10 protein-coding genes are annotated in these 13,303 nt (G+C 60.9%); 4 read left to right on the top strand and 6 right to left on the bottom strand.

Translation table 11 applies throughout. From position 1 onward, the window contains the following. Positions 1-97: 97 nt before the first annotated feature. Positions 98-2,434 carry a bifunctional diguanylate cyclase/phosphodiesterase gene (locus HX815_RS05675; protein ID WP_177027927.1) on the top strand — a complete coding sequence of 779 codons (2,337 nt, stop codon included), beginning with the start codon at positions 98-100 and terminating at the stop codon, positions 2,432-2,434. Between the two features lie 30 nt (positions 2,435-2,464). Here HX815_RS05675 and HX815_RS05670 read toward each other — a convergent pair whose 3' ends face one another. The 4 genes from HX815_RS05670 to HX815_RS05655 all read right to left on the bottom strand — a co-directional run bounded on the left by HX815_RS05670 (position 2,465) and on the right by HX815_RS05655 (position 8,894). Then, positions 2,465-3,889: a pyridoxal-dependent decarboxylase gene (locus HX815_RS05670; protein ID WP_177027926.1), complete on the bottom strand. Its 1,425-nt coding sequence runs from the start codon at positions 3,887-3,889 to the stop codon at positions 2,465-2,467. A gap of 34 nt (positions 3,890-3,923) precedes the next feature. Then, the gene (locus tag HX815_RS05665; protein ID WP_102368166.1) at positions 3,924-4,781 is read right to left on the bottom strand and encodes a 2OG-Fe(II) oxygenase; all 858 of its coding nucleotides are present in this window, start codon (positions 4,779-4,781) and stop codon (positions 3,924-3,926) included. A gap of 244 nt (positions 4,782-5,025) precedes the next feature. Beyond that, positions 5,026-7,443 (bottom strand): glucose/quinate/shikimate family membrane-bound PQQ-dependent dehydrogenase, encoded by a 2,418-nt coding sequence (locus tag HX815_RS05660; RefSeq protein WP_008438499.1) that lies wholly within the window; start codon positions 7,441-7,443, stop codon positions 5,026-5,028. Positions 7,444-7,556: 113 nt separating this feature from the next. Next, positions 7,557-8,894: a carbohydrate porin gene (locus HX815_RS05655; protein WP_087695158.1), complete on the bottom strand. Its 1,338-nt coding sequence runs from the start codon at positions 8,892-8,894 to the stop codon at positions 7,557-7,559. A 294-nt stretch (positions 8,895-9,188) separates the two neighbouring features. Between HX815_RS05655 and HX815_RS05650 the strand changes: the two genes are divergently transcribed. Both HX815_RS05650 and HX815_RS05645 read left to right on the top strand, forming a co-directional pair. Beyond that, positions 9,189-9,446: a hypothetical protein gene (locus tag HX815_RS05650; RefSeq protein ID WP_003210383.1), complete on the top strand. Its 258-nt coding sequence runs from the start codon at positions 9,189-9,191 to the stop codon at positions 9,444-9,446. A gap of 1 nt (position 9,447) precedes the next feature. Then, a complete protein-coding gene (locus HX815_RS05645) occupies positions 9,448-9,831 on the top strand; it encodes a DUF1640 domain-containing protein (protein ID WP_003210382.1) in 384 nt (127 codons plus the stop codon). A 44-nt stretch (positions 9,832-9,875) separates the two neighbouring features. On the opposite strand, the gene HX815_RS05640 is transcribed toward HX815_RS05645, so the two are convergent. Beyond that, a complete protein-coding gene (locus tag HX815_RS05640; protein ID WP_134325788.1) occupies positions 9,876-11,126 on the bottom strand; it encodes an aspartate aminotransferase family protein in 1,251 nt (416 codons plus the stop codon). A gap of 106 nt (positions 11,127-11,232) precedes the next feature. Then, the gene (locus tag HX815_RS05635; protein WP_177027925.1) at positions 11,233-12,129 is read right to left on the bottom strand and encodes a LysR substrate-binding domain-containing protein; all 897 of its coding nucleotides are present in this window, start codon (positions 12,127-12,129) and stop codon (positions 11,233-11,235) included. A 144-nt stretch (positions 12,130-12,273) separates the two neighbouring features. Here HX815_RS05635 and HX815_RS05630 point away from each other — a divergent pair, with 144 nt between their 5' ends. After that, positions 12,274-13,302, top strand: a complete 1,029-nt coding sequence (locus HX815_RS05630; protein ID WP_177027924.1) for an amino acid ABC transporter substrate-binding protein — start codon at positions 12,274-12,276, stop codon at positions 13,300-13,302. Position 13,303 lies beyond the last annotated feature (1 nt).

The raw sequence follows: 13,303 nt of genomic DNA, 5'->3' as shown, positions 1-13,303 counted from the left end.
GGATATTTATTTGACGCCGGTTCAGCTATCGCGAGGGACGCGTATGACGAAGGGACGTTTCGGCTGGAGGGGGCAGGCGCTGCCAGAGGGCAACAGAATGAGGTGGCGCCATACGTTTCAAACCCGGATTGCCGGGGTGCTGGCGCTGCTGTTGCTGGTGGTCGTGGCAGCGGTGTATTTCGCGGTGAAGACCGCCACCAATCGCGCCGTGGAAAACCAGGCCCAGGTGCAGTTGGAAACCGGCAGCCAGGTGTTCGAACGCCTGCTCGACCTGCGTGGCCGGCGCCTGCAATACGGCTTGAACTGGCTGACGGCGGACCTGCCGTTTCGCCAGGCTGTCGCCGATGGTGAACCCGACGCGATTCTCGCGACCCTGCGCCGGCATGGCACCGGCCTGAGTTCCAGCGAGGTATTTGTGCTGGGGCTCGACGGCCGCGTGATGGTCAGCACGTCACCGGCGCTGACGTCCGGCCAGGCCTTTCCCTATAACGATGCCTTGCGCCAGGCCCGGCGCAGCGGCCTGCAAATGTTGATCGTGGCCCTGGATGGCCGGCCTTTCCTGCTGGTGCAACAGGAAGTCGTCGACCCCGCGCCGATCGCCCGTGTCGCCATGGGCTTTCCCATGGACGAAATCTTTGCCAGTGAATTGCGCTCCATGAGCAACCTGGAAGTGTCGTTCATCAGCGCGCAGCATGGTCAGCCCGGCGAATTGTTCAGTACTCAGCCCGAGGCGCTACAGGCGTCGATTGCCGGCGACCTGCAGGGCGCGTACATCAACCCGGTGGCGCAATTGAACCTGTTCCACGGCCAGCGCTATCTCAGCCAGGTGCTGCCGTTGGGCAACACGGCAGACGGTGGCGAGGTCCGGGTGCTGCTGCAAAGCCCGCTGGACCACGCCCTTGAATCCTTCGCGCCGCTGGACCGGCAATTTCTCGCGATCGCCCTGGTGGTGCTGCTGGTGTCGCTCGCGGGTGCGTTGTTTCTGGCGCGGCGGGTTTCACGCCCACTCAATGCGTTGGTGCAGGCGGCCGAACGCATCGGGGCCGGTGACTATCGCACACCGGTACAGGTGCGCAGCCACGATGAGTTCGGCCTGCTGGCCCAGGCCTTCAACGCCATGCAAACCGGGATCGCGGTACGCGAGCGACAACTGGCCCACAACGCCTTGCACGACCCGCTCACCGGCCTGCCTAACCGCGCGCTGGCCATGGAACGCCTGGGCAGCGCCATCAGCGCTGGCCGGCCGGTGGTGTTGCTGTACCTGGGGATTGAAAACTACCGGGTGATCAACGAAGGCTACGGCCCGGAAGGCGTGGAAGAAATGCTCCGCGAAGCCAGCCGCTGCCTGCTGTCGAGCCTGTCGGCCAGCGACACCGCCGCGCGCATCACCGGCAGCGAGTTTTTGCTGCTGCTGGAAAACACTGCGATCGACCGCGCGGTGGCCCTGGCTGACCGCTTGTATGGGCTGCTCACCGAACCCCAGCGCATTGGTGGCGATGAATTGCGCCACGAAGTGAGCATCGGCATCGCCGCCTACCCGGCCGACGGCCAGCAGGTTGAAGAGCTGATCAGCCGCGCCGCGATTGCCCGCCACGATGCGGCAGCGTTCCCGGGTTACTTACAGATCTACCAGCAGGACCGCGACCTCGCCCATCAACGCCAGATCAGCCTGATTCGTGACCTGCGCCGGGCGCCGACGGAGGGCGAGTTGTACCTGTGTTACCAGCCCAAGCTCGACCTGCACCATGGCCATGTGCGCCAGGCCGAAGCGCTGTTGCGCTGGCAGCACCCGACCCTGGGCCTGGTGTCGCCGGCCGAGTTCATTCCCCTGGCCGAGCGCACCGGCAGCATGGGCAGCCTGACCCAGTGGGTGATCGAAGAAGCCATTCGCCAACTGGCCGAGTGGGCGGTGCGCGGGTTGGAGGTGCAGTTGTCGGTGAACATCTCGGTGGATGACCTCGCCGATGACGGCCTGGCCCCGCGGGTGACCGAGTTGCTGGCGCACTACCGGGTATCGGCCCGGCAACTGATTTTCGAAATCACCGAAAGCGCGATCATGCACAACCCGGCCCAGGCCCTCAGCGTGCTGGAGCAACTGCGCGCTTGTGGCATCAGCCTGTCGGTGGATGACTTCGGCACCGGCTATTCATCCCTGGCGCAACTGCAACGCCTGCCGGTGCAGGAATTGAAGATCGACCAATCGTTTGTGCGCAACCTCGACAGCACTTCCGGCGACGGCGTGATCGTGCGCTCGACCATCGAAATGAGCCACAACCTGGGGCTCAAGGTGGTGGCCGAAGGGGTGGAGTTCGAGCCCAGCCTCAAGCTGCTCAAGCTCTGGAAGTGCGATACGGCCCAGGGCTATCTGATCAGCCGGCCGTTGAATGCCATGGCGTTTGAGATGTGGATGCGCCGCGAGCGCGTGCCGGTCTAGGGCGTCGGTGGCTGCACCGACACCGGTCTTTCAGTGTTCCACCGTTGCATCGACCAGGCTTTGCAACCGTTCCCACAAGCCTTCGACGTGGTGGCGCTCCGTCCCCAGCGCGCCAATGGACACGCGTACCATCCAGCGCTCGTCGAGAACGGCGGGGGTGACGTAGGCGCTGCCTGAATGGTTGAGCTTTTCCGCCCAGGCCCGGGTGTAGTTATCCAGCGCCTCACCATCAAGGCCTGGTGGCTCGTGGCGAATGCACAAGGTTTGCAGGGTAACGGCGGCTACCAGTTTCCAGTGTTTGCTGCCTTCAATCTGTTCTGCCAGCCAGCGGGCATTCGCCAGGTCACGCCGCAGCCGGGCCTGCAGGCCGCTGACGCCTTGCTCGCGGATCAGGAACCACAGCTTCAGCGCGCGGAACCGGCTGCCCAGGGAGATCCGCCAGTCGCGGTAGTTCCTGACCTGGCCGTCAGCCTTGGACTGTAGATAGCTGGGGTTGGTGGTCATGATGCGAATCAAGTGCTCGGGGTCGCGTACAAAGTACACCGAGCAATCAAACGCCGCCCCCAGCCATTTGTGAGGGTTGAGGACCAGCGAGTCGGCGTTCTCGATGCCGTGCCACAGCGCGCGGCATTCCGGGAGGATCATCGCGGCCCCGGCCATGGCTGAGTCGACATGCAACCACAGGCCGTGGCGTTGCGTCAGGGCGCCGATGGCTTCCAGGGGGTCGATGGCCATGGCTGCCGTTGTGCCGGTGGTCGCAATCACCACACAGGGTATGTTCCCGGCAGCCAGGTCTTGTTCGATTGCCCGCCCCAATGCATGCGGTGACATTGCATTGTGTTCGTCGGTTGCCACGGTACGGATATTGTTCTGGCCGAACCCCGCCAGGATCGCGGCCTTGTTCACTGAACTATGGGCGTGGGCCGAGGTGTAGACGATCAAGGGGGCGCCGCTGTTTTGCAGGCCATCGTGCATCAGCGCGTAGTTGGAGCTGCGTTCGCGGGCGCTGATCAGCGCCACCAGGGTGGAGGTCGAGGCCGAGTCCTGGATCACTCCGCTCCAGTTGGCGCTCAGGCCGATCATGTCGCGCAGCCAATCGGTGGTGACTTCCTCGATTTCGGTCAGGGCCGGGCTCGATTGCCACGACAATCCCACCACGCCCAGGCCGGTACTCAAGCAATCGCCGAGGACGGAGGACAGTTCCACATTCGACGGGAAGAACCCGAAGAAGCTTGGATGCTGCCAATGCAACAGACCGGGCATGATCAGTGTTTCGACGTCGCCCATGATCTGTTCGAACGGTTCGGCTGTCTCAGGCGGGCTGGCCGGCAATGCGGACCTGATTTCGCCCGGGGCCGTGATGGGTTGCACACCGCGTTGCTCGATGTTTTGTCGATAGTCTGCAATCAGGTCGATCATGGCGTGGCCATGTCGGCGGAATTCTTCAGGTGTCATATCAGGGTGTCCGTCAGGAAGAGAAATAAAGGCGTTAGCACCAGAAGTAAAACGGCTGGCCAGTGGTATAGCCGATAAACGACTGGATGCTGATGCGCTTGCCTGAATCGAAACCGCAAATGGCATGGGGACGGCGAGTATTGATAATCACCAGTTCGTTTTTCTGCGGCTGGATGCGCAGCGGTTTTTGCAAACGATCTTCGGGCAGTTCCGCCCCTTCGAAACGGATGACCTCGTCGTAGGTAAACGCCTCGGTATCCCAAATGACCAGTTCACCTCCGGAAGGTGGTACTTCGAGGTAAATATTCGCGCTGAATTGATGTTCCAGTTCGGCAATCGACAAGGGCAGGCAATCGACATGGGGGACTGTTTCGGAGAGGTGGGCTGTCTCCGGGAACATGGCGCGGATAATGCCGCAGAACATCGGCTGGCCCTGGAACGCCGCGGTTGTCGCGCCTTCTGGCCACACCTGCCGGATATGCTCCATCAGTAGATGGATGGGTGGTTTGCGCGGGGCACAGAGGTCATCGATCACGCAGCGCATGTGGGTGGCGTCTGCGTAGTATTTCTGTTGCGAATAGCTGTCTGCGGCCTTGCCATAGGTGGAGTTGAACGGTGTTCCCCAGCGATGGACACCATAGAAATGCTGGACAACTTTTCCGTGCTCATAGGTCTCGTGGTTATATTCCTGGAGCGTCGCCGTTTCATTGATATGTTTATTTAGTACTTCGCTGGTTTGTTCATTCGCGTAGTCAGGTACCCGGATGGCAAGTATTTCTCCGCGAATAAGTTTTTCCAGGCTGAGTGTGTCGAGTTGCTCAAGCGCCAGGATCCCGGGCGCCTGGCTATGCGGGACTGCAGGTATTGATTCAACGCTGTTGAGGTCCGTCATGATGAAAACTCCATGTTAGTTACAGCACGTCATATAGATAACGTTTGTTTGGCTGGGGATTTACTGGCGACAGTGAGCGTCGGATGGCGCAGGGCCAAAGTTGAGGGAAAGACTTTTGGGGAGGTATAGGACTTTTCCGAGTAAACTTTTAAATACATCGGCGCTATCGGATCGCTTTATTTCACGCATAAAAAAAGGCGGCTACCCACTTAGGTAGCCGCCTTTTTCTTACTGCCGGTTTTGCTTAATCCGGCAGTTTGAACGCCATCACATAGTCACCCTGCTTGGTGCCCAGGGAACCATGACCGCCGGCCATGACCAGCACGTACTGCTTGCCGTCCTTGCCGGTGTAGGTCATTGGTGTGGTTTGCGCGCCTGCCGGCAGGCGGCCTTCCCACAACTGCTTGCCGTTTTTCACGTCATAGGCACGCAGGTACTGGTCAAGGGTACCGCTGAGGAAGGACACGCCACCGGCGGTGGTGAAAGTCCCGCCCAGGCTTGGCACGCCCATGGTCAGTGGAATCGGAACCGGCGAGCTGTCACGCACGGTGCCGTTCTTGTGCATCCAGATGGTCTGGTGGTTGGTCAGGTCGACCGCGGCCACATAACCCCACGCCGGCGCCTGGCACGGCAGGCCCAGTGGCGACAGCATGGCTTCGAGGATCACACCGTATGGCGCGCCTTTGTTCGGCTGCACGCCTTCGGTTTCGCTGACCCGTGGGCCTTGCTTGGCAATGTCGGCGGCCGGGATCAGTTTCGATTTGAACGCCATGTAGCTTGGGTTCACGAACGCGATCTGGCGAACCGGGTCGACGGAAATGCCACCCCAGTCGAACACGCCGAAGTTACCTGGGTAAACGATCGAGCCCTGCAGCGACGGCGGGGTGAACGGACCGTCGTAGCGCATGGATTTGAAGTCAATCCGGCACAGCATCTGGTCGAACGGCGTCACGCCCCACATGTCACGCTCCTTGAGGGGCGGTGGCATGAAGTTCAGGTCGGACTTCGGTTGGGTCGGTGCGGTGTGATCGCCGGCCACTGCGCCTTGCGGTACAGGGATTTCATTGATCGGCACTACAGGCTGACCGTTCGAGCGGTCGATCACGTAGATGCTGCCTTGCTTGGTCGACGCCATTACCGCTTGCTTCACGCCGTCAGCGGTCTTGATGTCGATCAGCGAAGGCTGGCCGCCCACGTCCATGTCCCACAGGTCATGGTGAGTGAACTGGAAGGTCCACTTCACGTGGCCGCTGTCGATGTCCAGGGCAGTCAGGCCGGCGCTGTACTTCTCGGAGTCCGGAGTCCGGTCGCCGCCGTACTGGTCGGGCATCTGGTTACCCATCGGCAGGTAGAGCATGCCGAGTTTTTCGTCCACCGCGAACATCGACCACATGTTTGGCGAGTTGCGGGTGTAAGTCTTGCCCTCGGCCAACGGGGTGGTGTCGTCCGGGTTGCCGCTGTCCCAATTCCACACCAGCTTGCCGGTGTGCACGTCGAACGCACGGATCACGCCGCTAGGCTCGTCGGTGGAGACGTTGTCGGTCACGTGACCGCCGATTACCACCAGGTTCTTGGTAACGGCCGGTGGCGAGGTGGAGTAGTAACCGCCCGGGGCGAAGGTGCCGATGTTGGCACGCAAGTCGATCTGGCCTTTGTCACCGAAGTCTTCGCACATCTTGCCGGTGTCGGCGTTCAGGGCGATCAGACGGGTGTCGGCGGTAGGGACGAAGATGCGTTTCGGGCAGGCATTCGGCGCGGCGGCCGGGCTGGCGCTGCCAGTCGGGCTCTGTTCCGAGGCATAGACCGCGTCATCGTGATACGACACGCCACGGCAGGTCATGTGCGCCCAACCCTTGAAGTTGGCAGCACCTTCGCTGCTGATCTTCGGGTCGAAACGCCAGATTTCCTTGCCGGTGTCCGGGTCCAGGGCAATCACCTGGCTGTGAGGCGTGCACACGTAGAGCATGCCGTTGACTTTCAGCGGGGTGTTTTCCGCGGTGGTTTCACCGGGATCGCCTGGGCCAGGGATGTCGCCCGTACGGAAGGTCCAGGCTGGAACCAGCTTGTGGGCGTTTTCCGGAGTGATCTGTGCGAGTGGCGAGTAACGATCACCGAAGGCCGAACGGCCATAGGAGTTCCAGTCACCATCAGCCTGGGCCGGCGCAGTGCTGGCCATGCCCGGTACCGCATCGCGGTCCAGCTGGCCTTTCTTGACCATGGCGCCCGGGTCGGTGAATTGGCTGGCCAATGCAGCGGCGCCGGCCAGTACGACGGCGACGCTCAGCGCGCCAGTGCCCAGCGGCGAGGCTTGGCCACGCAGCAACGGACGGCGGAACCACGGGAGCAGCATGACGATGCCGAGGGCAAACAGCAGGGCCAGGCGCGGTACCAGTTGCCACCAGTCCAGGCCGACTTCCCACAGCGCCCATACGGTGCTGGCAAACAGCACCAGTGCGTACAAGCCCAGCGCCGCACGGCGTGTAGCCAGCAGCAACAGGCCTGTGACGGTGATGCCGAGACCGGCCAGCAGGTAATACAGCGACCCGCCGAGCATGCTCAGCTTGATCCCCCCGGCCAACAAGGCCAGGCCCATTATCAGCAGCAAGATCCCCAGCAGCCTGGGCAGCAGGCGACTTGGACTTGAAGCACCATCAGTGCTCATAGTGTGGTTCTCCGTTACGTTTTGAATTGATTGCGCACAGTTCACTGTAGATGACGTTCCGGCGCAGGCTTGGTTCAGGGCTAATTCGTTTTCTTCAGAATTTACTTACACCGTCAGAATGAGCTTTGCAGCTTGATCCCGCCGATGAGCGCGTCATCCACCTGGGCCACGGCTCCGGGGTGACGGATGTATTGCAGGTTCGGGCGCACCGTCAGCCACTGGGTGACATGGATGCCGTAATAGAGCTCAGCGCTGTATTCCGTGTGTTGAATCGGCAGGTAGGACGGGTCATCGAAGTCGTATACCGCGTGGGCCTGGTTGCTTGCCTCGGCATTCTTGCGGTAGGCCGGGTTGACGTGCACCCGAGCCACGGCGAAACCGATATCGTCCTTGGCGCGAGCGTCGAACAGGCCCTTGTAGACCACGCCGGCTTGCACGTAGTTATCCACAGCGTTGGTTTTCTTGTCGTGCATCGTGCCGTTGGCGAACACGTTCAAGCCCCGCGAATGGTCGCTGGCCAGGCTGGTGACTTGCTGCTGCACCCCCAGCCACACCCCGTGCTTGCTGGAGGCGCTGCGATAGGCCTCGCCGCTGAGGGCTGCCGGCTGGTCGTTGCGGTCTTTATACACATCGCTGGCCTTGGCGCTGCTGTAGTAGTAGCCGGCGCGGTATTCGCCGGGCAGGCCGTTCAGCGTAGGCGTCCACACCAGCTCAACCGGGAGCAGGGCGCCTTGGGTGCCGCTGCCGCTGAGCTTGAAGCCGTTGCCGCGATCGAGGTTGGACGGGTTCTGTTCGTAGGCGCCGACCTGGGCGTACAACTCGGGCGTCAGGTGATATTTGACCCGCAACGCCCACTGGCTCACCGGCCAGTTGTACCAGATGCTGCCAACCCAGTTACCGACCTGCGAGCCGCAGAATGCGAGGTTCTGGAAGTCGCAGGGGAAGCTGTTGAAGTCTTCACCTTCGCCAAAGCGCCCGGCCTTGATGTCGAGCTTTTGGTCGAAGAATTTCTGCTGGTACCACATCTGCGTCAGGCGCCAGGTCTGGCCACGGCCCCAGACTTCCTGGGACGAGGTAAAACCGCCCACACGCGGATCGTTGACCCGGTCATTGGTGATGTTGTTGCCGCTGCGCTCGGTTACCGTCAACTGGAACTCGGCGTCGTGCCAGCCGAGGATCTTCTGCAGATCCAGGTGCGTGCCCAGGCCGAATTGGTCGCTGTAGCGCGCAGTGCGGTCGTGATCCGAGCCGCCGTGCAGGTTGCTGCCCATTTCGCCGGTGTAGTCGAATTTGAAGTCGTAGCCTAGTTGAGACAGCGCTGTCCGAGTGCCGCCGAAATCACCCAGCATCCACGGTGATTCAGCGTCAAAGGCAGGTGCGGCCTGGGCACAGTTGATCAGGCCGAACGGTAACAGCGCAGCGCACAGGCGCAGGTTTGGGAAAGCAGGCATAGGCAAAATGGGGTCTTAATATTTTATGGTTTTGAAACGCAAACAGCGGCCTGGCGCGTTCGCACAAGGGCGTTGAACACGGGCGGTCGATGGTTTGGTGGAATGATGAAACGTTTCAGTTTGTTGCTGACAAGGATAAAGCCCTGGCGCGGGGAGAGAAAGGGCTAAACGGAAGATGGATTCTTTCGGATTTGGTAATAGTGCGCTGGATCGTCGGATTTGGTAGCAATCTGTGCGTTGGTTTGTGTTTGAGGGCGTGGTTATCTGCGTCACCAAAACAGATGGGGGGTCGACATGGAAGGCGACGACAACGTAGGTGAGGCAAAGGCCGTAACAGCCGGGGAACTAGTCATTATTCTCGGTCAGTATCACAGTGCAATTGCTAGGCTCGGCTCCGGCATCATTAGCTTGTCCGGTGCGCTCAAACATAGTGAAGACGTGGATGTAAAACAGGCGGCAGATGAAGCATGGGTGAAGCTGAATGAGTTTATCGACTGCATGGAAGGTGTAGCTGATGGACTGAATGCTTTGACCCAAAAGAAGGAGGCCTGAAATGGCGAATGACCTCAAGGATAATGTGAGCTATCTTCGCCAGGAGTACCGTCAAGGTTCGTCATCAGGCTACGACCGCAAAGGCGGCGCAGGCGGTGGGGGCAACGGAGGAGAAAACGATTTGGAAAAGCGTATTTCACAAGTTGAGGCAAGATTGGAGCGCGTCGAGACGAAGCTGGATGGCATGCAGGAGCACATGGCCACCAAGTCCGATCTGATGCAGACCAAAATCGACCTGCTCGAAGCAACCTCCAGGTTGGATCTCTCAATCGCCAATTTCAGAACGGATATGCAATCGTTGGAAACCCGACTGCTGAAATGGTTTGTCGGAACAGCTGGCGCCTTGTCTGCCATCGCCTTTGGCGTCGCCCGACTCGTCCACTGACGTTTTCCGTTCGAAGCCCGGCTTCCCGCCGGGCTTTTTGGTTTTTAAGCCAACTTCGCCAAACACTCTTCAAGAATATCCAGCCCTTCCTCCAGCACCGCCGCTTCAATCGTCAACGGCGCCAGCAGGCGGATGATATGCCGCGATTTGCCGCTGGGCATCAGCAACAAACCCGCCTCGCGGGCCAGTGCCAGCAGCTGGGTCAGTTGTTGTGGCGCCGGGCTGCCGTCGGCGTTGGCCAGTTCGATGCCACGCATGGCGCCCACGCCGGTCAAGCGGCCGAGGTAGGGGGAGAGCCTTTTCGAACACCATGATTCATAGCGACTGACGATCGCTTCTTCCTGCTGCGTGCCCCAACCTTGCAGGTGCTCGTCCGTCATTTCATCCAGGGTGGCCAAGGCCGCCGCGCAGGCAATCGGGTTACCGGAGTAGGTGCCGCCGAGGCCGCCTTTGGGCAGGTTGTCGAGCAACGTCTTGCGACCCACCACCGCACCCAACGGCACACCGCCGGCGATGCTTTTGCCCAGCAGGATCAGGTCCGGTTCGATGCCCAGGCGTGAGAAGGCGAAGCGCTGGCCGGTGCGGCCGAAGCCGGACTGGATTTCATCGGCAATCAACAGGATGTTTTTCTCATCGCAGAAGCGTCGCAGGGCCTGGGCAAATTCCACGTCCAGCGCCAGGAAACCACCTTCGCCCTGCACGGGTTCGATGATGAAACAGGCCACGTCGTCGACGTCGATTTCCACGCTGAACAGGCGGTCCATCGCTTTGAGTGCTTCGCCGCAGGTCACGCCGTTGTCGCGGCTGGGGTAGGGCAGGTGGAACACCGGCCCCGGCAATACGCCGACTTTTTGCTTGTAGGGCGCGACCTTGCCGTTGAGATTGAGCGTCGCCAGCGTGCGCCCATGAAACGCACCGTCAAAGGCGATGACGGCGGTGCGGCCAGTGGCGCCGCGGACAATTTTCAGGGCGTTTTCCGCCGCTTCCGCACCACTGTTGGTGAGCATGCCACTGACCGGGTAATCCACCGGGATGAATGCGGTAAGACGGTCCATCAGTTCGATGTAGGGCGCGTGAGGCGCAGCATTGAAGGCGTAGTGGGTGAGCCTGGTGGCCTGGTCGCGGATCGCCTCCACCACACGCGGGTGGCAGTGGCCCAGGTTGAGCACGCCGATGCCGCCGACGAAATCGATGAAGCGCTTGCCGGTGGTGTCCCAGACTTCGGCGTTCCGGCCATGGCTGAGACTGATGGGGTGGACGATGGAAATCGACTGGCTGATGGTTTCGCGGCTCATGGATCCGGGACTCAAGAATAGGATGCGTCCTTTTATCTAAGCCGTGAGCCGCCTTGCCCCGCAAACGAAATAAAGTCGCCGGGTCATTATTAAAAGTCGGGATGTGCTATGGCGAGGGAGCAAGCTCCCTCGCCACATCCACCATCCAGTTCAGGAACGCCTTCACTTTCGGGATCTCCCCGGCATGCTCGGCATGGGCGATAAAGTGCGCGCCGGCACTCGGCATTCTGTAATCCCAGGGGATCATCAGGCTGGCGTTCGCCAATTCCTCGGCCACCAGATTCTGCGGCACCAACGCCACGCCGTACCCCGATTGCGCGGCGCGGATGCACATGTAGAACGTGTCGAAACGCGGCCCGTGGTAGCTGTTTTGCGAGTGCAGGCCTTGTTCCAGAAACCACTCGTGCCAGGCTTCCGGGCGCGAGGTGCATTGCAGCAAGGTGTGGCGGGACGAGGCGTCGCTGCCAGCGGCAACAAACCCGGGGGCACAGACCGGCACCACGGCTTCGCGAAACAACTCGATGCAAGTTGCCCCCGGCCACGCTCCCTGGCCGAAGAAAAACGCGATATCCGCCTTGGCCTGCAACACGTCGAACGGCTCCAGTTCGTTGCGCACGTCCAGATGGATATTGGGATGGCGCGCGGCAAAATCCTTGAGCTTGGGCACCAGCCAGCGGTCACCGAAGGTCGGCTGGGTGGCGATGCGCAGCACTTCGGTCTCGCCACCGTAGGTGAGGATGTAGCGGCTGGAAATATCCACCTGGTTGAGGATCTTGCGTACTTCCTCCAGGTACAGCGAGCCCGCCGGCGACAGGTACAAACGCTGGCGCACCCGCTGGAACAGCGGGTGGCAGAGCATCTCTTCGAGCTGTGCCACCTGCTTGCTCACCGCGCTCTGGGTCAGGTGCAGTTCTTCGGCAGCGCGGGTGAAACTCAGGTGGCGGGCGGCGGCTTCGAAGCACTGCAGGGCGGTCATCGAAGGGGTCAAGCGTTTCGAGATCATGAGAAGTTCATTCCAAATCGGAAGGAGCCTTTGCCTAAACGTCGTTTGTGGCCAAGGTGTAAAGCCGTTGATACTGACCGGCAACACTATAAACGGCGCGGGTTTGTGGCGCCGAATAATAAAGACCGACAGGGAGCGCCTTGCATGAAGCACATGAAATCCACGTTGGCGACATTCACCGCCGCAGCACTATTGGGGCTGGCCGCAAGCGCACACGCGGGGGCGACCCTGGATGCGATCCAGAAGAAGGGTTTTATCCAGTGTGGGGTCAGTGATGGGTTGCCGGGTTTTGGCGTGCCGGACGCCAACGGCAAGATGACCGGCATTGATGTGGACGTGTGCCACGCCGTCGCCGCAGCACTCTTTGGTGATGCGTCGAAGGTGAAGTTCAGCCAGTTGACCGCCAAGGAGCGTTTCACTGCGTTGCAATCCGGCGAGATCGACCTGATTTCCCGCAACACCACCTGGACCAGTTCCCGTGACGCGGGCATGGGCATGGTGTTCACCGGCGTGACCTACTACGACGGCATCGGGTTCCTGGTGAACACCAAGCTCGGTGTGAAGAGCGCCAAGGACCTGGACGGCGCGACCATCTGCATCCAGGCCGGCACCACCACCGAGCTGAACGTCTCGGATTACTTCCGCGCCAACGGCCTGAAGTACACGCCGATTACCTTCGACACTGCTGACGAAAGTGCCAAGGGCCTCGAAGCGGGCCGCTGCGACGTGCTCACCACCGACCAGTCGGGGCTGTACGCCCAGCGGATCAAGATGGCTCACCCGGATGAGTTCGTGGTGTTGCCGGAAGTGATTTCCAAGGAGCCATTGGGCCCGCTGGTGCGCAAGGGCGACGACGAGTGGTTCAGCATCGTCAAGTGGACGTTGTTCGCCATGCTCAATGCCGAGGAAATGGGCATCACTTCGCAGAACGTTGAAGAGCAAGCCAAGTCCAGCAAGAACCCGGACGTCGCCCGTTTGCTCGGCGCAGACGGTGACTACGGCAAGGACCTGAAACTGCGCAAGGACTGGGTCGTGCAGATCGTCAAGCAAGTGGGCAACTACAGCGAGGTGTTCGAGCGCAACATCGGCCAGGGCAGCGTGCTGAAGATCAAGCGCGGCCTTAATGCCCTGTGGAGCAACGGCGGGATCCAGTACGCGCCGCCGGTTCGCTGAG

The organism is Pseudomonas sp. E6002, from assembly GCF_013385565.1.
Taxonomy (GTDB): domain Bacteria; phylum Pseudomonadota; class Gammaproteobacteria; order Pseudomonadales; family Pseudomonadaceae; genus Aquipseudomonas.
Note: the sequence above shows the minus strand (reverse complement) of the source record. Positions and strands in the feature narration are given on the sequence as shown.